Genomic DNA, 21,831 nt, shown 5'->3' with positions numbered 1-21,831 from the left:
TTCCAGCAAGTACCTGGAGAGGCAAGCACAAGAACAATGCAATAACAAAAGCCCACAACCAAGGCCTGTGCACTACAGCTCCGAAGCAGCTGCCATATACCAAGGCAGATCACCAGCAAATATGGCTTAAGAACAAGAGGCATCTTTTCCTGGAAGGCAGTACGCCGGGAACTTCCCTTCAACCGTCCTAGCGCTCACGCAGACTCTCATCCACATGCTGTTGCAAGGGGCTCAGGAAGTAGTCGATCACTCGGCGCTGGTCGGTCTTCACTTCCGCGGTGATCGACATGCCCGGCGACAGCGCCACGCGTTGGCCATTGACCAGCAGGTGATCGGACTTCAGGCGAATGCGGCTGCTGTAGATCGGCCCGCGCTTCTCATCTTCGATGGCGTCGTTCGAGACATTCAGCACTTCGCCGTCGACGGTGCCGTATTTGGTGAAGGTGAAGGTTTCCACTTTGACCGTGACCGGCTGGCCGGCGCGGACGAAGCCCACGTCCTTGTTTTCCAGCATCGCTTCGACTTCGACCGGTTGGTCGGCGGGGACTATGACCATCAACGGCTGGGCCGGGGTGACCACGCCGCCGACGGTGTGGATCGCCAGTTGTTGCACGGTGCCGTCCACCGGGGCCTTGAGGCTGGTCAGGGTTTCCTGGTAACGGGCCTTGGCCAGTTCCTGGACCAGGCTCGCGGCTTTCTGATTGGCTTCCTGTTGCAGGTCGAGCATGGCCCGGCGGTTCTGCGCCACCACGCCGTCGCGCCGGCGCCGCGCCTCAGCCTGGGCGGCGGTGGACTGCAAGACACTGGCCTGCTGTACGCTCAGCTGGCGCAGCAGGTCGAGGCGCGCCTGCTCCTTTTCCAGGTACTCATGGCGCGCCACGTACTGTTGCTCCAGCAGCCGCCGGTAGTCCTCGGCCAATTGCGTGGCGATCGGCACCGTTTGCCGCAGGCTGGCCACCTGGGCCTGGGCCGACTGGATTTCGGCGCTGCGCTGGAGGATTTCCGCGTCCACCAGCTCCAGGTTGCTGCGGTACTCCTGGTACTGCCCCTGCAACCAGCGCTGGGCGCTCTGCACCTGCTCCGGGTTGGCGTTGGCGCCGGCGTTGGCAAGCGGGCCGAGCAGCGAGGCCGGCGGCTGTTGCTGGTTGATCGCATCGAGCATGGCCGCGCCACGGGCGCTGTCGACACGGGCCGCCAGCAGCTCGCTCTGAATCCGCCTGACGTCGGCATCCGCCGCCGTCGGGTCGAGCTCCACCAGCAGTTCGCCGACTTTCACCGCCTGGCCGTCACTGACATGGATTGCCCTGACCACCGCCGTTTCGCTGGACTGAATCAGCTTGGTCTTGCCATTGGGCACGATCTTGCCCGGCGCCACCGCCACCACTTCGATCTTGCCGATAAAGGCCCACAGCAAGGCCAGCACGGCAAAGCCGAGGATGCTCCAGATAAAGATCCGCGGCGCCGGGTGCACGGGGGTGTCCTGCAACTCCAGGGCGGCGGGCAGGAACTGCGCCTCATGGGGCAGGCGCTGCACGCTGTCCATGCTTTTGCGCTGGCGCCAGGCGTGCTGCCAGGCGTCGCGGTAGCGCTGCAATAACGAAGGAGTGGCGCTCATGGGCAATCGGTCCTTGAATCCGGATGGCATCCAGCCCCGCACCCTGCGGCGAGGGCCTTGGCTGAACAAATAACCTGTGAATCGGGCGCTGTTCAGCCCTGCTGCATACGGTGCAGGCGCGAATAGTGGCCGGCCTGGTGTGCCAGCAGTTCGGCATGGTTGCCCTGCTCGACGATCTGCCCGCGGTCGACCACCAGGATGCGATTGGCGTCGCGTACCGCCGACAACCGGTGAGCGATGATGATCACCGTGCGCCCGGCGCAGATGCTTTGCATGTTCTGCTGGATGATCCGTTCGGACTCGTAGTCCAGCGCACTGGTGGCCTCGTCGAAAATCAGGATCCGTGGGTTGCCGATCAAGGCCCGGGCGATGGCGATGCGTTGCCGCTGGCCACCGGACAGCGAGGTGCCATGCTCCCCGACCATGGTGTCGTAGCCTTCGGGCAACTCCAGGATGAATTCGTGGGCCCCGGCCATGCTGGCGGCATGCATCACCGTTTCCAGCGGCGCGCCCGGATCGCTCAGGGCGATGTTTTCGCGGATGCTGCGGTTGAACAGCATGTTGTCCTGCAACACCACGCCGATCTGCCGGCGCAGCGAGGACACGTCCGCCAGCGCCAGGTCCATGCCATCCACCAGCACCCGCCCACGCTCGGGCACGTACAGGCGCTGGAGCAAGCGCGTCAGCGTGCTTTTGCCCGAGCCGGAACGCCCTACCACGCCAATCACCTCGCCAGCGGCGATCTGCAGGTTGATCCCGCGCAGGATCTCCGAGCCGTCGGCGCGATAACGGAAATGCACCTGGTCGAATTCGATCTGCCCCCGGAGCGGCGGCAAGGCGCTGCGGGTCGCCTGGGAAAGCTCGGTGCGGGTGTTGAGGATATCGCCCAGGCGCTGCACCGAAACACCGGTCTGCTGGAAGCTGGTCCACAACTGCGCCAGGCGCATGATCGGGCCGCTGACCCGGCCGGCCAGCATGTTGAAGGCGATCAACTCGCCCACCGAAAGCTGTCCGTCGATCACCAGCCGCGCGCCCAGCCAGAGGGTCGCGACCGTGACCAGCTTGCCAATCAGCGACACGCTCTCGTTGGCGATAGTGGACAAGGTCTGGGTCTTGAACCCGGCCGCGACATAAGCGGCCATCTGGTTGTCCCACTTGCGAATAGCCTGGGGCTCGACGGCCATGGACTTCACCGTGTCGATGCCGTTCACCGTTTCCACCAGGAACGCCTGGTTCTCCGCGCCGCGGGTGAAACTGTCCTGCAAGCGGGCGCGCAGCAGCGGGGTGACAAATAGCGAGACCAGCACGTACAGCGGCAGCGACAACAGCACCACCAGGGTCAGCCAGCCGCTGTAGTAGAACATCACCAGGATGAACACCAGCGAGAACAGCACGTCCAGCAACAAGGTAATGGCGTTGCCGGTCAGGAAGCTGCGGATGTTCTCCAGCTCGCGCACCCTGGCCACCGAATCACCGACCCGGCGCGCCTGGAAATACGCCAGCGGCAGGTTGATCAGATGGCGGAACAAACGCGAGCCCAGCTCCACATCGATACGGCTGGCGGTATGGGCGAACACGTAGCTGCGCAAGCCGCTCAAGGCCGACTCGAACAGCATGATGCCGAGCAATCCGGCGGCGATGACATCCAGGGTGGTCAGCCCGTGGTGCACCAGCACCTTGTCCATCACCACCTGGAAAAACAACGGCGTCACCAGGGCAAACAGCTGCAGGGCAAAGGACACCAGCAGCACCTCGCCCAGCAACTTGCGGTATTTGACGATGGCGGGAATAAACCAGGTGAAATCGAACCGCGAGGTTTCCCCCGGCAACCCGGCTTCGGAACGCAGCAGCACCAGCTCGCCGGTCCAGCGTGCGGCCAGGGTCTCGAAGGAGATGACCTCAGGCCGATCCGCACGCGGGTCCTGGATCAGCGCCTGGCCCTGGTCCAGCTTGGCAATGATGAAAAACCTGCCGTCGCCATCGGCCGCGATCGCCGGCAAAGGCGTGCGCTCCAGACGCGCGATGGAGGTGCTGACCGACTTGGCCCTGAGCCCCAGCTTGCGGGCGGCGAGCAGCAGTTCGCGCTGGGTGAACGGCTGGTTCTCTGGAGCGAATTCGTGGGCCAGTTGCTCGGCGGACGCCGCCACCGAATGAAACCGGGCCAGCATCACCAGACAAACCAAGCCAGTGTCTGGCGTGGGCGACTCGGCGCCCCTTCCTTGTTCGCTCATAAGCTTCCATGCATTGCCGCGTTGCGGCCGTAAAGTCCTGATATTTCAGGATGTTATATCAAACAAGAAACAATTAGTATCAATATGACATCATTGATTGAGATTTATTTCATTCATCTGTATGAGAGGCACCCGTCACAGCGCTTTGCGCTCCTGTGGTGGCAGGAAATCCCGATCGGCGTCGTAGTCCTTGGTCAGGTACATCGCCAGATCGCTCAGGTCTTTCGGGCTCAGGGTTCCCGCCGCCTGCTTGAGCTTGAGGGTGTCGATGATGTAGTCGTAGCGCGCGTTGTTGTACTCACGCACCGCGTTGTACAACTGACGCTGGGCATTGAGCACGTCCGCGGTGTTACGCGAGCCCAGGTCCCGCCCTACCTGGTTGGCCTTGACCGAGGCCTGGCCGGAACGAATCGTCTGCCGCCGGGCAACGACCTGCTCGATATCGGAATTCACCGCGCGGTAGAAATTGCGTGTGTTCTGCACCACTTCTCGGCGACGGTCCTCGCGCTCGTCTTCACTCTGGGCCAGCCGCTCGGTCGCCTCGCGCACCTGCGAGCGGGTCATGCCGCCGGAGTACAACGGAATATTCAGCTCCAGGCCGATGCTGCTTTGCGTGACATTGCCCCGATAGCCATCGCGCCCGAAATCGGTGGGGTTGCTGTAGCCGAAGCTATCGTTTTCACCTTTGCGCCAGGACGCCACCGCATCGACGGTCGGCGCATAACCGGCCTTGCGCTGGCGGTTGGTCTGTTCGGCGGCCAGCACCGCGTAGCTGCTGGCCTGCAACGCCAGGTTCTGGCGCACCGCGCGGCTGACCCATTCGTTGGCATCGTTGGGCACCGGTAGCTCCACCGGCAACTGATGTTGAATGCCCTCGATCGTCGAATAATCCTGGCGGGTCAAGCGGGACAAGGCCTCGAAGGCATCGTCGACCTTGCGTTCGGCGAGTTTGCGATTGGCGCCGGCGTTGTCATGGGCGGCTTGGGCATCGAGTACATCGGTGATGCTCGATGCACCATTTTCCAGGCGGGCCTGGGCCTGTTGCTGTTGACGCTTGAGCGCCGCTTCCTCGGCCTTGGAGGCGGCGAGCAGGTCCAGGGCGCGCAAGGTTTCGAAATAGGCCTGGGCCGTGGTCAACACCAGCCCCTGCTCCTTCGCGCCCAATTCAAGCTCGGCCTGGGCGGTGCTGGCATGGGCGGCTTCCAGTTGAAACCAGCGATCGGCACGAAACAGCGGCTGGTTGAGATTGGCCTGGAATACCGTGGTGCTGCGCGTGCGAGTCAGGCCGGGTTCATCCCGCTCCAGGCGCACCGATTCCACGGTGCTGCCTGCATTGAGTGTGGGGAGCAAACCGGCCCGAGCCTGGGGGATGCTCTCGCGCTGGGCCTGGTACTCGTGGCGCGCCGCGGACAGCTGGGCGTCATGCTCGACGGCCTGGCGGTAAACCTGCAGCAGCTCGGCACGCTGGGCACCGGGATCGGCGAAAGCCGGCATCGTCGCCATTGCCAGGATGAGCAACGGCGAGAAAAAACGGGGGGAGTGGGTCATAACAATCCATGTCGCATTCGGGTAAAACGGTTCAGCCAGGCTGATCAGGGCGCGCATCCTACGCCGTGCCCTGGGCTGTCACAAGCTCGATTGTGGCTATTAGCCATCAATCTCGCGAACAAATGATCAATCCCTGGCATTGGCCTGCCCGCAACAGGCGCCTGCGGCTAATCGGCCAGCCCCCCGTCCCCTCACTTATGAAACGTCTGCCCCAACGCCTCCAGGCGAATGGCGATCGGCGGCAGGCGCTGGCTGCTCAGGGCCAGGCTGCCCATGTCGTCGGCGGGCCGGGCGCTTGTCAGAAAGTCACGCTGGCGCTCAGGCGGGCGGTGCGCGGCTCGCCGACGTTGACCTGCAACTGGCTGCCGGTGGACGACGGGTAGTACTGCTTGTCGAACAGGTTGTCGACGTTGAACTGCAGGCTGGTCTGGTAGCCGAACAGCGGCGATTCCCAACGCACGAACGCATCGGCCACGGTGTAGCTGCTGAGCCAGAAATCGTTGGCATTGTTGGCCGCGCGCTCGCCGACATAACGCGCCCCGCCACCGGCATGCCAGGCGCCGAACTGCGCGGGCACATTCAGGTGGTGGCTCAGGTACAGGCTGGCGGTGTGCTTGGGCGCGTTGGCCAGGCGATGGCCTTCGTTGCTCGGGTCGTCGAGGATCTCGGTGTGGTTATAGGCGTAGGTGCCGATCAGGTCCCAGCGCTCGGCGATGCGCCCGGTCACGTCCAGTTCCACGCCCTGGGAGCCGACCTTGCCGGCCGCTTCCGAGAGGCTTACGCCGTTGACCGTGGTGGTGGTCACCACGTTTTTCTTCTCGATGTCGTACAGCGCCAGGTTGATGTTCAGGCCCGGCAGCGGGTCGTACTTGGCGCCCACCTCGTAGCTGCGCCCCTCCTCCGGATCGAAGGTGTTGCCGGCGTCGTCGACATCGGTGTTGGGCTTGAACGAACGGCTGTAGTTGCCGTACAGCGACAGGCTGTCGGTGGCCTTGAACACCAGGCCGAGGAACGGCACGAAGGTGTCGCCGTTGCTGTCGCGGTTGACCGTGTAGCTCTTGCCCAGGCCCTGGTCGCTGTATTGGTCGTAATGCTGCTGGCGACCACCGAAGACCAGGATCCACTGGTCGTCCAAGTGCCAGTTGTCCTTGAAGTACACCGAGCTGGAAGTCAGCTGGTTGCGCAGGTTGCTTTGCGTGGCGCTGACCAGGCTTGGCTCGGCCAGGTTGCCGTAGACCGGCGCGGTGATGTCGAAGCCGCCACGGGGGGTGTTGCGGTAGGTCTTGCCGCGGTACTGGTCGGAGTGCTCGCTGTCGACGCCCACCAGCAGGTCATGGCGCTGGCCGAACAGCTCCTGCTGGCCGATGAAGTCCCAGCTGGCATAGCGGGTTTCGTCGTCGTAATGGGCGCCGTTGGCGGCGCGGCGCAGGATGTTGCCGCTCAAGCTGTTGGGCTGGGCGATCGACAGGCTGTAGCGGTCGTTGTTCCAGCCGTAGGTAACGCGGGTTTTCCAGGCATCGCTCAGCTGGTATTCGAAGCGCGCGCTGGCCACTTCGCGGATGCCGACGCTTTTCGCCCAGCGCTCGTCCAGGCGCTTGTCGTAGTCGATGTCCGCCGGATGGCCGTTGGTGAACACGGTGCCGCGGTCGAACGGGCTGGAGTAGTCGTTGTATTCGTAGCTCAGGGTCAGGCTGGCGCGCTCGCCGGTCCAGGTCAGCGACGGCGCCACCAGGGTGTGTTCGTTGACCCCGTAGTTGCGCCAGTAGTCTTCATGGCCGCGCTCGGCGATCAGGCGATAGGCCAGGCCGGTATCGCCCAGCGGCCCGGTGGTGTCCAGGGCCATGGTGCCGCCGCCTTCGCTGTAGGCCGAGCCGCTGAGGGTGGTGCTCTGGGTGTACTGCGGCTGCTTGCTGATGATGTTCACCAGGCCGCCCGGCTCCAGCGCGCCGTAGAGCATCGAGGCCGGGCCCTTGAGCACTTCGACCCGTTCGGTGGTGGCGCTGAAGTTCTGCCCCAGGTTGGAGCGCACGCCATCGCGCAGGATCGAGCCATCGTCGTTGGTGCCGAAACCGCGCTTGACCAGCGAGTCCCGGGAGCCGCCCAGGGTGTTGCCCTGGCTGACGCCGCTGACGAACTTCATGGCGTCGTTCAGCGAGCGCACCTGATAGTCGGCCAGGGTCTGCTGGGTCACCACGTTGATCGACTGCGCTTCCTCCTTGATCGGCACGTTGCTTTTGCTCGCCGTGCTGGCTTGCGAGGTGGTGTAGCCGGTGTCCTGGGCGAGGCGGTCGGCCTGGATGTCGGTGGTCGGCAGTTCGACGGTGTCCTGTGCCCACAACGGGCTGGCGACCAGGCAGCAAGACAGTGTCGGCAACATGCGTTTGATCAGGGTTTTACGGCGGGCACGCGGACAGGATGACTTCAAGAATGGGCACTCGAGGGAGGGAGACATGAATAGCAATGATTATCATTGTAAAGAGCGTCAGATTCTCAGTAAATCCCTGCCCTGCCTCGGTTGCGGCTTTTTTTAAGCCTTCCTCCCGGGATTTCGGACTATCGGCGCCCGCCGGCCGTCTTTGACCCGCCTGGCAGATCGCCCGCCTGCGCCACGGCCTGGGTCAAATGCTCGATCAGCGCCCGCGCCGCCGCCGACAACTGGCGGTGCGGCGGGTAGATCACCGAGAACGGTCGCGAGCGGCCGCCCGCCTCCGGCAGCACCGCCACCAGGCGGCCGCTGGCGATTCGTTCGCGGACGATGAATTCATAGGTCTGGCAGATGCCCATGCCATGTTCGGCCAGGGACACGATGCCCAGCACATCGTCGGCCACCTGGATATTCGCCTGGGGCGTCCACTCCAGGTCCCGCCCCTGATCGCGCAACAGCCAGGCACCGACCCGGCCGCTGCTGGGCATGATGAACGGCAGGCAGACATGGGTCGCCAGGTCCTCCAGTTGCCGCGGCGTGCCGGCGCGTTGCAGGTATTGCGGGGACGCCACCAGGCACAGCGGCGCATCCTCCAGCTTGCGCCCCACCAGGCCGCTGTCGGGCAGTTGGCCAAGGCGGATCGCCAGGTCATAACCTTCGGCCACCAGGTCGACGTTGCGGTTGCTGATGCTCAGTTCGATGCGCACCTGCGGGTAATGCCGGGCAAAGCCGGCGAGCAGCGCCGGCAGCCGGTAATGCCCGTAGGTGGTCGGCACGCTGAGGCGCACCCGGCCATTCAACTCGCCCTCCTGGCCCTGGATGCTGCGCTCCGCGCCGTCGATCAATTCGAACGCCGCCCGCGATTGCTCGAGATACAGCAGGCCGGCCTCGGTCAGGCTCAGGCGTCTTGTGGTGCGGCGCAGCAACTGCACGCCCAGGCGCGCCTCCAACCGCGAAATCGCCCGGCTGACCACCGAAGGAGTGGTGCCCAGCGCCACCGCGCCGGCGCTCAAGGAGCCCTTTTCCACCACGCTGACGAACACCTCGACGTCAGCCAGATAATCGAATCGACGGCTCACCCTAACCTCCAGAGAACAAGTGATTTCCACTGGCGCGAGTTTATCGCCCGCAAAGGCATGAATACAGTGAGCCATCCGTCGCAATTGCCACGCTCCCTCCCCCATGCTCAGGAAATTCCATGCGCCCGCTCAGCAAACTCGCTCTAGCCCTGACCCTCGCCACCGCTGCGTTCAACGCCCACGCCGCCAATGTGCTGGTGGTGCTGTCGGATTCCGACCACCTCGACCTCAAGGACGGCAAGGTGTTTTCCACCGGCTTCTACCTCAACGAACTGATGCAGCCGGTCAAGCAACTGCTCGACGCCGGCCACTCGATAACCTTCGCCACCCCGCAGGGCAAGGCGCCGACGCTGGACCGTTCCTCCACCGACAAGATGTATTTCAACAACGATGTCGCCGCGCTGCAGGCCCACCAGGCACTGCTCGACCAGTTGAAAATCACCGTCCCGGGCGAGTCGCCGGTGATCAGCCTGGCGCGGGTCGAACAGATCGGCTACGAGCACTTCGATGCGCTGTACGTGCCCGGCGGCCATGCGCCGATGCAGGACCTGCTGCACAGCCCCGAGCTGGGCCGGCTGCTGAGCAACGTCCACCAGAACGCCAAGACCACCGCGCTGGTCTGCCACGGCCCCATCGCCCTGCTGTCGACCTTGCCCCAGGCGCAGGATTTCACCCAGCAGTTGGCCAGTGGCGGCAAGGCCAGCGCCCCGGGCTGGATCTACGCCGGCTACCAGTTCACGGTCATCAGCAACCAGGAAGAAGAATTGGCCAAGGGCCTGCTGGGCGGCGGCGCCATGCGCTTCTATCCGCAAACCGCGCTGGAGCAGGCCGGAGGCCTGTACCGCAGCAACCGCTCGCCATGGAGCGAAAACGTGGTGATCGACCGCGAGCTGGTGACCGGGCAGAACCCGGCCTCGGCCCAGGGCGTGGCCAAGGTGTTGCTGGAACGCCTGAAGACACCGGCCGGCAAAGGCGCGTAATGGAAGGCGGATCCGACGAGCCGGCATGACGCCAGCCGTCCTGCGCGGCACTTGTTGTCTACGCTCAAGGCGACTGTCCGAAAGGAATCCCGTGCCCGCCAGGAGGTGCCCTTGAGCAAGACCCCGGATGCCATTGCCACTGCCCGCAGAAGCAACATGGCCAAAGCCCTCGCACGCTGGAACCAGCAGGCCGGGGCACGCAACGAATCGCAGTCGCGCCTTCGCGAACTGGGCCCCGGTGCCGGCGACTCACCGCAACAGCTGGCCAAGTGGGTCGCCCGCGAGAACGCCCGCGCCCTGCTGGCCAAGGCTGGGCTGGAACGGCGGATCGGCACCTGGGACCCGAGCTTCTTCGCCCCCAGCGAAGCCGCCCGCCTGGCGGCAAGGCCCGTGGCCCGGCTGGTCAATGCGCCACGCCCGGGGACGGTGGTCGAGGGTTTCGCCACCGGCTTCCTGGTATCGCCCAACCTGTTGCTGACCAACCAGCACGTGTTCCCGCGCTATGTGGACGCCGTGGATTGCGCCGCCAACTTTCTCTACGAAAAACAGGAGCGCGGCATCAACGAAGGCAGCTACTTCCATCTGCAACCGGAGCAGTTCTACTTTGCCGACGAGGCGCTGGATTTCTGCCTGGTGGCCATCGCCCCCCAAGGCACCCGCGGCGAGGCGCTGTCGGACTACGGCTGCATCCGCCTGATCGAAGCCACCGGCAAGACCCTGCGCGGCCGGCCGATGAACATCATCCAGCACCCCGACGGCGGCCCGCGCCAGTACGCCACGACCAACAACCGCCTGCTGGACATTCTCGACCAGGGCTTCTTGCACTACGAGACCGACACCGCCGAAGGCGCCTCCGGCTCACCGGTGTTCAGCGACAACTGGGAGCTGATCGCCCTGCACCATTGCGGCATTCCCAGGACCGATGAAGCCGGCAACATCCTCAAGCAGGATCGCAGCATCTGGAGCCCCGAGGGGGATGAGGAAAGCACGGTCGACTGGGTGGCCAACGAGGGCACCCGGGTCAGCAGCATCGTCGGCGCGCTCAAGGCCCTGCAACTGACCGGCAAGCCAGCCGAGCTGCTGGCCCAACTCATGGAGCAGACCGCCGACCCGCTGGCCACATTCAGCGTTACCGAAGCCCTGTCCGCTGCGCCGCGCCGCCAAGGAATGCCCGATATGTCGCAGAACATCTTTCATATCTCCGGCCCCACCACCATCAACATCCTCAGCCACCCCGCGGACAGCCCGGCCAGCCTCGCCGCGAGCCTCGGCGTGGCGCCTGTCGCGGCGGTATCGGGCGAACCGGCCCCAGCCGCCGCGGCCCTGGAAAAGACCCTGACCTTCGACCTCGACTACGAGGCCCGCCCCGGCTACGACCCGGACTTTCTCGGCGTGCCGGTGCCGCCGCCCTTCGTCGAGGGCGACCTGCTGGCCCAGCTCTACCGGGTCGGCGACTACCGCGAACACGCCGCCTCGGCGCGCAACGTGCCGGCCATGCGGCTCGCCGGGCTGAACGACGACGCCGCGCTGCCATTGCCCTATCACCGCTACTCGCTGGTGATGAACAAGCACTACCGCATGCCGATGTGGGCCGCCTCCAATGCCGACTACCGGCCCGAGGTGCGTGGCGATGCGCGCGGGCGCCGCGGCTTCGGTGGCGAAAGCTGGCGCCTCGACCGCCGGGTACCGAGCCGCTTTCAACTGACCAACAGCGATATCTACGCGCCGGCCGGCAACTTCGATCGCGGCCATATCGTGCGCCGCGAAGACAGCTGCTGGGGCCAGCCGGGAATCGATACCGAATACGCCAACGCCGACACCTACCACTGGACCAATTGCACGCCGCAGCACGAACTGTTCAACCAGGAGTCGCCCGACGGCGCCCACTACCGCAATCGCAAAGGCATCTGGGGGTATTTCGAGGGCGAGCTGGCCGAACAGATCGAAGCCGGGGGCGGCCAGGCCATCATTTTTGCCGGCCCGGTGCTGGGGGCTTCCTGCGTCGAGAAGGATTTCGGCAAGGGCCCGGTGCATTACCCGACCCGCTTCTGGAAAATCATCATCGTGCCCAAGGATGAGTCGCGGACTCCAGAACTGCTGGCCTATGGCTTCCTGTTCGATCAGAGCGAGGTGATCAAGGAGTTCGGCCTGGACATCCAGGAAGCTGCGCTGGACCTGGCCAAGGCCTTCGACAAGCAAAAGGCGACGCTCGCGGACATCTGCCAGATGACGGGCATTTCCCTGGCCCCCTCGATCATGGCCGCCGACCAGCACAAGCCGGCCTGAGCGCCCGGCTCCGAGCCTGGGGCCAAGCCGGCCTCAGCCCTGCCCCAGGCGCTCGCGCACCAGCGCCTGGGCATTGCGGGTCATCTGGTCCAGGTGGCGGTCGCGCTGTTTTTCGGCATCGAGCATCGCCCGCTTGCCGTGCTTTTGCAGCAGGTAGCTGTGAATCTGCCGCACTTCCAGCGAGCGGTAGATCGGCGCCACATCCAGCAGGCCCATCAAGCCGTCGGTGGCATGGTCGCGGGTGTTCATCAGCACCTGCGGACCGCGCACGCCCAGCACCTGGAAGCCCAGGGCCTCGAACCAGGCAACCTTGGCCGTCGAGCACGTCAGCTCGGCATGCGGGTAGCGCTCGCGCATCTGCGCCAGCAGCGCCCGCGCAATCCCCTGCCGGCGATGGCTGGCACGCACCGCCATATAGGCCACGCCACACGCCTCGGGGTCGTCCTTGACCGGCAGGTACAACAGGAAACCCAGCACCTGCTGCGGATCGTCTTCGTCGCTGGCCACCAGCAGTTCCACGGCGATGCCCCGGGAGCCGTCCAGCGCCTGCAGATACAGATGCACCTCGTAGCCGATGGCGTACTGGTAGATGTTGTACAGCAGGTTGCTGGGCGGGATCGCCACGGCGCTGATATCGGTCAGGTAATCGACCACCATCTGCAGGATCTGGCTGTTGACGGCCTCCGGGCACGGGGTCTGGAAGTGGCTGATGATCGGCATTGCGCGGAGGGCTCCAAAGATTGCGGCACACCCGTGGGATCGGGCGCTGACAGCGGGCACGCATGATACCCAACACCATCGCGCAGGAGCCAGGCTTGGGCGACGCGGTCGTAGGAGCCAGGCTTGCCGGCGAAGAAGACGGCGCGGTGGGTCTGGGCGGGCGCTTTTCGCGGGCAAGCCTCGCTCCTACGAAGATGTACCGCGCCGTTGTAGGAGCCAGGCTTGCCGGCGAAGAAAACGGCGCGGTGGGTCTGGGCGGACGCTTTCGCGGGCAAGCCTCGCTCCTACGAAGATGTGCCGCGTAAACGTAGGAGCCAGGCTTGCCGGCGAAGAAGGCGGCGCGGTGTATCTGGACGGACGCCTTCGCGGGCAAGCCTCGCTCCTACGAAGATGCACCGCGTAAGCGTAGGAGCCAGGCTTGCCGGCGAAGAAGACGGCGCGGTGGGTCTGGGCGGGCGCTTTTCGCGGGCAAGCCTCGCTCCTACGAAGATGTACCGCGTAAACGTAGGAGCCAGGCTTGCCGGCGAAGCAGGCGGCGCGGTGGGTCTGGGCGGACGCTTTCGCGGGCAAGCCTCGCTCCTACTTGCTGCCTGAGGGTTTGTAGAACAGGAACTTCCCGGTCTCGGCGGTCTTGCGGTATTGCCTGGCCCAATCGGGCCGTACACTCCGGTCGTGGAAATACAGGGCGCCGTGGGTGCGGTCCCGGAGCTGCTGGTTGAGCGCCTTGCGCGCGATTTCCTTGGCCATCGCGTAAGGCTCGTCTTCCTGCACCTGATCCGAACGCCCGTCGCACCACCAGGAAAACTGGCAGGCACCCTGCTCCACGCCCTGCTTGACCACCGCGCACACCGTGTCGGGAAAACCCTCATGGCCGACCCGGTTGAGCACCACGCTGGCCACCGCCTCCATATCGGTGGCGGTCCCGCCCTTGGACTCCCAGTAGATGGAGCGCGCCAGGCAGGTAATGGCATCGTCCAGCGGCGCGGCGCCGGCCGGGTCCACCGCCTGGGCCTCGGTTGAGGTAATGGTTTCGCTGCGGGGCGCCTGTTGCTGCTGCGCGGCTTTCTGCTCCAGGACCTGCGCCTTGTCGACCGCCGTTTCGGCAGCCGCCGCTTCGCCCGCGGCAATTGCCAGCCCCCCGCAAAGAAGGATCACAAGACCGCAGGCAATCGTCGTCGAGCGCATGTCCGCACCTTTGCCACACGCCCGGCCCGGGCACAGGAAAGCCGCCCCGACCGGCCCTGAAGGCAGCAGCCCGGTGGCAACTCAATATCAGTGTAGTTCGCCGCCAGCCCCCGTGGCCCGTGCCTCAACGGCCCCACGGCGGGCCGATGAATATCCCCGCGCAAGGAAAAAAGACCTTGCGCCGCCCGGGGCGAAATCGCGCATCATGAGCACAATTCGCTCACGGGAGACCTCCATGCGCCGCCCATCATCCATTCTGCCGCTGACCGCGTTGTCGCTGGGGTTGGCATTCGCCACCGCCGCGGTCGCGACCGAAGAAACACAGCTGGTGACCTCGATCAACACCTACCGCAGCCAGGTCCAGCGCTGCGCCGGCCAGGTATCGCAGGAGCTGCCGCCACTGGCCGCCGACCCGCGCCTGGTGCTGCCGGCCAGCGGCATCGACAACCTGCAGCAGGCCCTGGCCAGCAGCGCCTACCCGATGGTCAACGTGCAGGCCATCAGCCTGTCCGGCCCGCGCGATGCGCAAGCGGCCATGAAGGCGGTGCAGGAAAGTTTTTGCCAGGTGGTGCTGGACCCGCAGTTCGTCGATATCGGCGTCAGCCGCAGCGGCCAGCAATGGCGCATCGTCCTGGCCCGGCCGCTGCTCACCGCGCGCCTCGGCGACGGCCAGGCGGAAGGCCAGAAGCTCTTGCAAACCCTCAACAGCGCCCGCGCGCAGCCGCGCCAGTGCGGCGGCCAGGCTTTTGCCGCCGCCACCCCGCTGGCCTGGAGCGCCGCCCTGGCGAGCGCGGCCCAGGACCATAGCCGGGACATGGCCAATAACAACTTCTTCGACCACAAGGATCGCAACGGCCGCACGCCCGGCGACCGCGCCGAACTGGCGGGTTATGCCGGCCAGCAGATCGGCGAGAACATCGCCGCCGGCCAGGACACGGTGAGCAAGGTGGTCGACGGCTGGCTGGCCAGCCCTGGCCATTGCGCCAACCTGATGAACCCGCAATTTCGCGAACTGGGCGCGGCGTATGCGCTCGACCCGAAAAGCGACGCCGGCATCTACTGGACCGCGCTGTTCGGCACCCCGTAACGGCGACAAGGCCCCGCCCGAGGCGATCGGGCGGCCAGAAATTCCTTACGCCCCGGGCTGGTGGCTGCCCCTTATCGGACAACCAGATGGCGCTCCGCCAGCGTACTAGACTCACCTTACCTACCGCCCAGGAGCGCCGTCCCCGAGCGTTCGCAAGCCCGCTGCGCGCCACGCCGGCGACCTCCAAACGCTGGCCGGCGCCGTCATCCTGAGCAGTACCCGCGCACCGCGCCGCAACTGGCGGCGGCGGTGCATCCGTTGGTCAGGGCGAGGCCTGCCTGAGCAGGCTCGCTTCTTTCGGCAGCCTCGGGACATGGCCTCCCGATGTGCGCCGCGTGCATCCATCCGGCCACTGCCGGGCCGTCTGCGACAGTGACCCTCACAGCGGAGGACAAGGCCATGGACGAAGCCAAGCTCAATGATTTCATGGGCAAGCTGGTGTCAGACATGGGCGGCGCGGCAATGCTCGCCAACATGATTCTCGGCGAGGAACTGGGCCTGTACCGGGCCATGGCCGACAGTCAATTCGTCAGCCCCGAGACGCTGGCCGACAGGACCGGCTGCAACGCGCGCCTGCTGCGCGAATGGCTGAGCGCGCATGCCGCGTCCGGCTACATGGAACACCGCGACGGCCAGTTCCGCCTGCCGGAAGAACAGGCCCTGGCGCTGGCCATCGAGGACTCGCCGGTGTACGTGGCCGGTGGTGCCGTGGTGGTCTCTGCGCTGTTCCACGACAAGGACAAACTGCTGGCGGCGATGCGCGGCGACGGCGCCCTGGCCTGGGGCGACCATCATCCGTGCATGTTCAGCGGCACCGAGCGTTTCTTCCGTCCGGGCTATCGGGCGCACCTGGTGGCCGAGTGGCTGCCGGCCCTGGAAGGCGCGGTGGAAAAACTGCAGGCCGGGGCCAAGGTGGCGGACATCGGCTGCGGCCATGGCGCATCGACCGTGATCATGGCCCAGGCCTATCCCGCCTCGCAGTTCTTCGGCTTCGACTACCACCAGCCCTCCATCGTCACCGCGACGCAACGGGCCGAGGAAGCCGGCGTGGCCAGCCGCGCGCATTTCGCCCAGGCCAGCGCCAAGACCTACCCCGGCAACGACTACGACCTGATCTGTTTCTTCGATTGCCTGCACGACATGGGCGACCCGGTGGGCGCCGCGCAACATGCCTATCAAGCGCTCAAGGACGACGGCAGCGTGTTGCTGGTCGAGCCGTTCGCCAACGATCACCTGGACCAGAACATCAACCCGGTCGGCCGGCTGTTCTATGCCGCCTCGACCTTTATCTGCACGCCCAACTCGCTGTCCCAGGAAGTCGGCCTGGGTCTCGGTGCCCAAGCCGGCGAAGCGCGCCTGCGCCGGGTCTTCAGCGAAGCCGGCTTCAGCCAGTTCCGCCGCGCCGCAGAGACGCCGTTCAACCTGATTCTCGAGGCGCGTAAATAACGCTTTCGCGGGCAAGCCTCGCTCCTACGACGATGTACCGCGTAAACGTAGGAGCCAGGCTTGCCGGCGAAGGGGGCGATGCGGTGTATCTGGGCGGGCGCTTTCGCGGGCAGGCCTCGCTCCTACGAAGGTGTACCACATAAACGTAGGAGCCAGGCTTGCCGGCGAAGGAGGCGATGCGGTGTGTCTGGGCGGGCGCTTTCGCGGGCAAGCCTCGCTCCTACGAAGGTGTACCGCATAAACGTAGGAGCCAGGCTTGCCGGCGAAGGGGGCGGCGCGGTGGATCTGGGCGGGCGCTTTCGCGGGCAAGCCTCGCTCCTACGACGATGTACCGCATAAACGTAGGAGCCAGGCTTGCCGGCGAAGCAGGCGATGCGGTGTATCTGGGCGGGTGCTTTCGCGGGCAAGCCTCGCTCCTACGAAGGTGTACCGCATAAACGTAGGAGCCAGGCTTGCCGGCGAAGGGGGCGATGCGGTGTGGCTGGCTTGCTCGCCTAATGCCCGACCGGCCACATCGCCCTGCCCGCTCAGGCATTCACCAACATCTTGAACCCGCCATAAATCATGCGCTGGCCGTCGAACGGCATCGGGCAGACGTCGGGCTTGAGCCGTGGGTCTTCCATGGCTTTTTGCATGCCAGCGTCGCGGATTTCGCGGGATGGCCAGATGATCCAGCTGAACACCACCGTCTCGTCGGCCTTGAGCTTGACCGCCATGGGGAACGAGGTCAGCTTGCCTTCGGGCACGTCGTCTCCCCAGCAATCGACCACGCTCAGGGCGCCGTAGCCCTTGAACACCTTCGCCGCGGTCTGCGCATGCTGCTTGAACGCTTCGAGGTTGGCGGTGGGAACCGCCAGGACACAACCATCGACATAAGACATGATTCTGCTCCTGCTGATTGGGGTTGAACCTGCGGACCCGGCCTGGGTGTCGGTCGGCCCTTGTGTGAACTAGTCGCCCGGGCATGCGGCAAATCGACAGCCCGGCGAAAAAAACCTTGGGCCTGCCCAGTGCCCCTGATGGAGCCAGCAGGCTGGGGCGCAGGCCTTGGGCGATGTGCCGGGCAAGGCGCTTTCGCGAGCACGCTTCGCTCCTGCGGGAGCGATCGGCGCGGCGCCGCTCACGGCTGCGGTGTCCATTGCGAGTCCGGGCCTGGCTGCGGAACGCTCACCGACGAGCCCTGCGCCTGCGGCGCCGCGACCTCGGTCGGCAGCTCCTGCGTGGCACGTTTACCCAACTCGCCCTCGACCTGCCCGGCCAGGTAATAGACCCCGGCCATCACGCCGTTGCCGGTGTTGTTCATCAGCTTGAGCCAGGCCTGGTCGAACTCCTTGCCCAGGCTCTGGCGAATCTGCGCCTCGGTCTCGGCCCGGTCGCTCTCATGGGCAATCGCGCGAAAACCGGCGGCGCCCAGGGAAATCACCGCGCCCGCGACCTTGCCGGCCACCGCCGCCGCGGCGCTGGTAATGCCACGACCGGCCATCTGCGCTTCGAACTTTTCGCTGGCCTGCCGGGCCACCGAGACAATCCCCGCCTCCGACGACACCTCGCCGGTGCCCGCCGGGGCGTTGTGGATCTGCTGGTACAGCGCCGAGTAGGCCGGCAAGCTGTTCAAGGGTTTGCTCCGCAGCACCTGGTACAGCGACGCATCGCGCGCCGGCGGCGGCCCCAGGCGAATCGCCTTGATACCGTTGAGCCGCTGGTTGAGCTGCGCGGCCGGCACCCGGTAGCGCTGGGCGATGAGCTGTATCTGCTTGTCCAGCAGCTCGATATAGAACTCCGTGGCCTGGCCGAGGATCGCATCCGGGTCGATCTCCACCGCCACCGGCGCCAGCACCTGCTCCTGGTATTGCTTCTGCAGGTAGGCCGCCAGCCGCTTGGCCGCCATGTCCTCCTCGTCGCCGGCGCTGAGGCTGTACCAACTGACTTTCATGGCCATCCATTCCTGGGTCCAGTAGCTGCTGAACCAAGGGATGAAGGTTTCTTCGGTGACCGCATAGACGCGTATCCGCCAGTGCTCCATGGAGCCGCGGGCGAACACCTTGACCTGGAGCACCGCCTGTTGCGAGGCCTGGGCGATTTCCCGGTCGACCTGGCGCCAGGTGCTGGGCGAAATCACCACCGGCGCCACCGCCTCGCGCACGCGCTGGGGCGTGCTGCATCCAGACAGCACCAGCAGCATCACGACGATCAGCACACGCAGGCCCAAGATGGCAACCCTCGCACAGCGTCGGCCACGGCCACCCGCTCGCAACGGGCAGGCTTGAACCGGGTACCGCACGACCATGCCTGGATTGAGTATAGGTGCTGGGACTTGCCCGCCCGGCTTCGACAGCGGCTCGGGAACAGCGCAGCCGACCAGCTGCCTGCTCATTGCGCGGGCTTGTCAGCCCCGGCATTGAGGGCAGGCGCGCCCGTGCAAGGTTTCCGATACACGGTTTTCGATACACAGTTTTCAACACAAGGTTTTCGCTACCGGCCGCAGCCTTTTTCCGGCGTCAATGGCGCGCCTGGGCCGCGGCCTCGCCGTTCGTCGGCAGCGCTTGCGGCCGGCGCAGGGTCAGCACGCCATGGGCCGCGAGGCCGAACAGCAATCCCCAGAAGGCCGCCGACAAACCGAACAGGGACATGCCCGAGGCCGTCACCAGGAAGGTGATCAACGCCGCTTCGCGATCCCGCGGCACGGCCATGGCGCTGCTCAGGGCGCCACCGATGGCGGCGAACAGCGCAAGCCCGGCCAGGGCCGCGATCAACGCCTGGGGGAAGGCGCTGAACAGCGAAACCAGCGTCGCGCCGAAGATCCCCAGCAGCAGGTAGAACAGCCCGCCCATGACCCCGGCCACGTAGCGCTTGCCCGGGTCTTCGTGGGCTTCGCGGCCGGTGCAGATGGCCGCGGTGATGGCCGCCAGGTTCAGGCCGTGGCAACCGAACGGCGCCAGCAGCAGGCTGGCGAAGGCACTGCTGGCGATGATCGGGCTGGCCGGCGTGCGGTAGCCGTCGTTACGCAGCACGGCGATGCCCGGCACGAACTGCCCGGTCAGGACCACCACGACCAACGGCAGCGCGACGTTGAGCACAGCGCTCCAGCTGAACGCGGGGCTGATCCAGTGCGGCGTGGCCAGGCCGATCACCAGCGCCGTGCCGTCGATATCGCCCATCGCCAGGGACATCGCGCAACCCACCAGCAACACCGCCAATACCGCGTAGCGCGGCACCAGGCGCTTGCCCAGCAGATAGGTGGCGAACATCGCCCCGACCAGCAGCGGTTTGTCCTGGATCGAGCGGAACAGCCCGGTACCGAAACTGAACAGGATGCCCGCCAGCATGGCCGCGGATATCGCTGGCGGCAGCCGGCCGACGATCTTGTCGAAGATGCCGCACAGGCCGATCAGCAGGATCAGCGCGCTGGCCACCAGGTAGGCGCCCACCGCCTGGTCGAGGCCGATGCCCGGCAGCAGCGCCACCAGCAGCGCCGAGCCCGGCGCCGACCAGGCGATGACCACCGGCACCTTGAAGCGCAGGCTGAGGACGATGCCCAGCACCCCGCTGCCGATGGAAATCGCCCAGACCCAGGACGACAACACTTCCTGGGGCAGGCCCGCGGCCTTGGCCGCCTGGAAGATGATCACCAGCGGCCCGGCGTAGGAAATCAGCGTGGCGATAAACCCGGCCACCAGCGCCGACAACGAAAAATCCCTGATCCATTGCTGCATGCAAACTCCAAGGCCCTGAGGCATGGCATGACGAAACAATCGGCGCAGGCACCTGGGCGATTCACCCAAAGGCCCGCGCCCATCCTGGGCCCGGCTACAGCGACGGCGCGCTGGCCTGGCCGACCGGCACCGCCTTGGCCGGGCGCTGATAGACGAAACACATGGCCAGCGCCGCCACCGCCCCTGGAATGGCAAAAGCCATGAAGTTGTAGTGCAACGGCAACTGGATGCCCACCAGGGCGCCGCCCAGCAGCGGCCCGACAATCGCTCCGCTGCGACCGACGCCCGAGGCCCAGCCAAGGCCGGTGGAGCGGATCGCCATCGGGTAGAACTGGGCGACACAAGCGTAGGCCAGGATCTGCGTGCCGATGGTGGTCGCCCCGGCAATCGCGATCAGGCCGTACAGCAGCCCGGTCGGGCTCTTGAAGCCGAGCAGGCTGATCGACAAGGCGGCCACGGCAAAGAACGTCACCAAAACCTTTTGCAGCTTCAGGCGATCGCCGATCCAGCCACCGCCCACGGCGCCGAAGATCGCCCCGAAGTTCAGCACCAGCAGGAACATCAAGCTCGAACCCAGGCCGTAGCCGGCGCTGGCCATCAGCTTGGGCAGCCAGGAGTTGAGCGCGTAGACCATCAGCAGGCAGCAGAAAAACGCCACCCAGAGCATCAGCGTGCTCAGGGCGCGGCCTTCGCGGAACAGCTGCACCACCGGCGCGCCGGCGGCCTTGAGCGCGGCCTTGACGAACTGGTCGCCGGGTTGCGGCACGAAGCGCGGTTCGATGCGTTGCAGCACCTGGCGCGCCTCCTCTTCCCGGCCCTGGCGCAGCATGAAGCCCACCGATTCGGGGAGGAATTTGAGAATCAGCGGCAGCAGCAACAGCGGGATCGCCGCCACGTAGAACACCGACTGCCAGCCGAAGTTCGGCAGCAGCACTATCCCCAGGCCGGCGGACAGCATGCCGCCCACCGAGTAGCCGCTGAACATGATCGCCACCAGGGTGCTGCGGATTTTCTTCGGCGCGTATTCATTCATCAGCGCCACCACGTTAGGCATCACCCCGCCGATGCCGAGGCCGGCGATAAAGCGGCAGATACCGAACTGCGTGGGGTTGCTGGCGAAGCCGTTGAGCACGGTGAAACCGCTGAACAGCACCACGCACATGGCGATGACTTTCTTGCGCCCGATGCGGTCCGACAGCGAGCCGAAAAACAGCGCGCCGAACATCATGCCGAACAGCGCATAGCTGCCCAGCGCCCCGGCCTGCAACGGGCTCAGGCCCCACTCCTGCATCAGCACCGGCAGCACCACGCCGTAGATCACCAGGTCGTAGCCGTCGAAGATAATGATCAGCGCGCACCAGAACAGCACGCGCCAGTGAAAGGCGTTGAACCGCGCCTCGTCGATCAATTGATTGCTGTCTATGTTTCGCATGGCATCTGACTCTTGTTGTTGTTTTAGGAGAAACCGGATGTGCGTTTGCGCAGTCCTGTAGGAGCGAGGCTTGCCCGCGATTGG

15 protein-coding genes are annotated in these 21,831 nt (G+C 65.6%); 4 read left to right on the top strand and 11 right to left on the bottom strand.

Going from position 1 to position 21,831, the window contains the following annotated elements:
• Positions 1-187 precede the first annotated feature (187 nt).
• The 5 genes from BLV20_RS29330 to BLV20_RS29310 all read right to left on the bottom strand — a co-directional run bounded on the left by BLV20_RS29330 (position 188) and on the right by BLV20_RS29310 (position 8,898).
• Positions 188-1,615 carry an HlyD family type I secretion periplasmic adaptor subunit gene (locus BLV20_RS29330; protein WP_092305864.1) on the bottom strand — a complete coding sequence of 476 codons (1,428 nt, stop codon included), beginning with the start codon at positions 1,613-1,615 and terminating at the stop codon, positions 188-190.
• A gap of 92 nt (positions 1,616-1,707) precedes the next feature.
• Positions 1,708-3,846, bottom strand: coding sequence for a type I secretion system permease/ATPase (locus BLV20_RS29325; protein ID WP_092305863.1), 2,139 nt, complete (start codon positions 3,844-3,846; stop codon positions 1,708-1,710).
• Between the two features lie 135 nt (positions 3,847-3,981).
• Complete coding sequence (locus BLV20_RS29320; protein WP_092305874.1) at positions 3,982-5,394, bottom strand: TolC family outer membrane protein; 1,413 nt, start codon at positions 5,392-5,394, stop codon at positions 3,982-3,984.
• A 298-nt stretch (positions 5,395-5,692) separates the two neighbouring features.
• A complete protein-coding gene (locus BLV20_RS29315) occupies positions 5,693-7,771 on the bottom strand; it encodes a TonB-dependent siderophore receptor (RefSeq protein WP_175540279.1) in 2,079 nt (692 codons plus the stop codon).
• Between the two features lie 176 nt (positions 7,772-7,947).
• Positions 7,948-8,898, bottom strand: a complete 951-nt coding sequence (locus BLV20_RS29310; RefSeq protein WP_092305861.1) for a LysR family transcriptional regulator — start codon at positions 8,896-8,898, stop codon at positions 7,948-7,950.
• A 119-nt stretch (positions 8,899-9,017) separates the two neighbouring features.
• Here BLV20_RS29310 and BLV20_RS29305 point away from each other — a divergent pair, with 119 nt between their 5' ends.
• Together BLV20_RS29305 and BLV20_RS29300 are read left to right on the top strand one after the other, a co-directional pair.
• Entirely contained in the window at positions 9,018-9,878 is an 861-nt protein-coding gene (locus BLV20_RS29305) for a type 1 glutamine amidotransferase domain-containing protein (protein ID WP_092305860.1), read from the top strand.
• A gap of 111 nt (positions 9,879-9,989) precedes the next feature.
• Positions 9,990-12,164 (top strand): DNA/RNA non-specific endonuclease, encoded by a 2,175-nt coding sequence (locus BLV20_RS29300; RefSeq protein ID WP_092305859.1) that lies wholly within the window; start codon positions 9,990-9,992, stop codon positions 12,162-12,164.
• A gap of 33 nt (positions 12,165-12,197) precedes the next feature.
• Here BLV20_RS29300 and BLV20_RS29295 read toward each other — a convergent pair whose 3' ends face one another.
• Both BLV20_RS29295 and BLV20_RS29290 read right to left on the bottom strand, forming a co-directional pair.
• Positions 12,198-12,884 carry a GNAT family N-acetyltransferase gene (locus BLV20_RS29295; RefSeq protein ID WP_092305858.1) on the bottom strand — a complete coding sequence of 229 codons (687 nt, stop codon included), beginning with the start codon at positions 12,882-12,884 and terminating at the stop codon, positions 12,198-12,200.
• Between the two features lie 579 nt (positions 12,885-13,463).
• Positions 13,464-14,069 (bottom strand): cell wall hydrolase, encoded by a 606-nt coding sequence (locus BLV20_RS29290; protein WP_092305857.1) that lies wholly within the window; start codon positions 14,067-14,069, stop codon positions 13,464-13,466.
• A 235-nt stretch (positions 14,070-14,304) separates the two neighbouring features.
• On the opposite strand from BLV20_RS29290, the gene BLV20_RS29285 reads away from it, so the two are divergent.
• Together BLV20_RS29285 and BLV20_RS29280 are read left to right on the top strand one after the other, a co-directional pair.
• A complete protein-coding gene (locus BLV20_RS29285; RefSeq protein ID WP_092305856.1) occupies positions 14,305-15,156 on the top strand; it encodes a CAP domain-containing protein in 852 nt (283 codons plus the stop codon).
• A 399-nt stretch (positions 15,157-15,555) separates the two neighbouring features.
• Complete coding sequence (locus BLV20_RS29280; protein ID WP_092305855.1) at positions 15,556-16,602, top strand: class I SAM-dependent methyltransferase; 1,047 nt, start codon at positions 15,556-15,558, stop codon at positions 16,600-16,602.
• A 527-nt stretch (positions 16,603-17,129) separates the two neighbouring features.
• Here the strand turns inward: BLV20_RS29280 and BLV20_RS29275 are convergent.
• The 4 genes from BLV20_RS29275 to BLV20_RS29260 form a co-directional block, all read right to left on the bottom strand.
• Positions 17,130-17,483, bottom strand: a complete 354-nt coding sequence (locus tag BLV20_RS29275) for a DUF1428 domain-containing protein (protein ID WP_092305854.1) — start codon at positions 17,481-17,483, stop codon at positions 17,130-17,132.
• A gap of 239 nt (positions 17,484-17,722) precedes the next feature.
• Positions 17,723-18,811, bottom strand: coding sequence for a hypothetical protein (locus BLV20_RS29270; protein WP_092305853.1), 1,089 nt, complete (start codon positions 18,809-18,811; stop codon positions 17,723-17,725).
• Positions 18,812-19,100: 289 nt separating this feature from the next.
• Positions 19,101-20,315: a benzoate/H(+) symporter BenE family transporter gene (locus tag BLV20_RS29265; protein ID WP_092305852.1), complete on the bottom strand. Its 1,215-nt coding sequence runs from the start codon at positions 20,313-20,315 to the stop codon at positions 19,101-19,103.
• Positions 20,316-20,409: 94 nt separating this feature from the next.
• Positions 20,410-21,747 (bottom strand): MFS transporter, encoded by a 1,338-nt coding sequence (locus tag BLV20_RS29260; RefSeq protein ID WP_092305851.1) that lies wholly within the window; start codon positions 21,745-21,747, stop codon positions 20,410-20,412.
• Between the last annotated feature and the right edge of the window lie 84 nt (positions 21,748-21,831).

Origin of the sequence: Pseudomonas sp. NFIX28 (assembly GCF_900107395.1) — a bacterium.
Lineage (GTDB): Bacteria > Pseudomonadota > Gammaproteobacteria > Pseudomonadales > Pseudomonadaceae > Aquipseudomonas.
The sequence above is the reverse complement of the archived record's forward strand: the minus strand, read 5'-3'. Positions and strand labels throughout refer to the sequence as shown.

Bases quoted from the DNA above. Each gene is read 5' to 3' on its own strand.
- BLV20_RS29330 (WP_092305864.1), bottom strand. From the start codon at position 1,615: ATGAGCGCCACTCCTTCGTTATTGCAGCGCTACCGCGACGCCTGGCAG.
- BLV20_RS29325 (WP_092305863.1), bottom strand. From the start codon at position 3,846: ATGAGCGAACAAGGAAGGGGCGCCGAGTCGCCCACGCCAGACACTGGC.
- BLV20_RS29320 (WP_092305874.1), bottom strand. From the start codon at position 5,394: ATGACCCACTCCCCCCGTTTTTTCTCGCCGTTGCTCATCCTGGCAATG.
- BLV20_RS29315 (WP_175540279.1), bottom strand. From the start codon at position 7,771: ATGTTGCCGACACTGTCTTGCTGCCTGGTCGCCAGCCCGTTGTGGGCA.
- BLV20_RS29305 (WP_092305860.1), top strand. From the start codon at position 9,018: ATGCGCCCGCTCAGCAAACTCGCTCTAGCCCTGACCCTCGCCACCGCT.
- BLV20_RS29295 (WP_092305858.1), bottom strand. From the start codon at position 12,884: ATGCCGATCATCAGCCACTTCCAGACCCCGTGCCCGGAGGCCGTCAAC.
- BLV20_RS29290 (WP_092305857.1), bottom strand. From the start codon at position 14,069: ATGCGCTCGACGACGATTGCCTGCGGTCTTGTGATCCTTCTTTGCGGG.
- BLV20_RS29285 (WP_092305856.1), top strand. From the start codon at position 14,305: ATGCGCCGCCCATCATCCATTCTGCCGCTGACCGCGTTGTCGCTGGGG.
- BLV20_RS29280 (WP_092305855.1), top strand. From the start codon at position 15,556: ATGGACGAAGCCAAGCTCAATGATTTCATGGGCAAGCTGGTGTCAGAC.
- BLV20_RS29275 (WP_092305854.1), bottom strand. From the start codon at position 17,483: ATGTCTTATGTCGATGGTTGTGTCCTGGCGGTTCCCACCGCCAACCTC.
- BLV20_RS29265 (WP_092305852.1), bottom strand. From the start codon at position 20,315: ATGCAGCAATGGATCAGGGATTTTTCGTTGTCGGCGCTGGTGGCCGGG.
- BLV20_RS29260 (WP_092305851.1), bottom strand. From the start codon at position 21,747: ATGCGAAACATAGACAGCAATCAATTGATCGACGAGGCGCGGTTCAAC.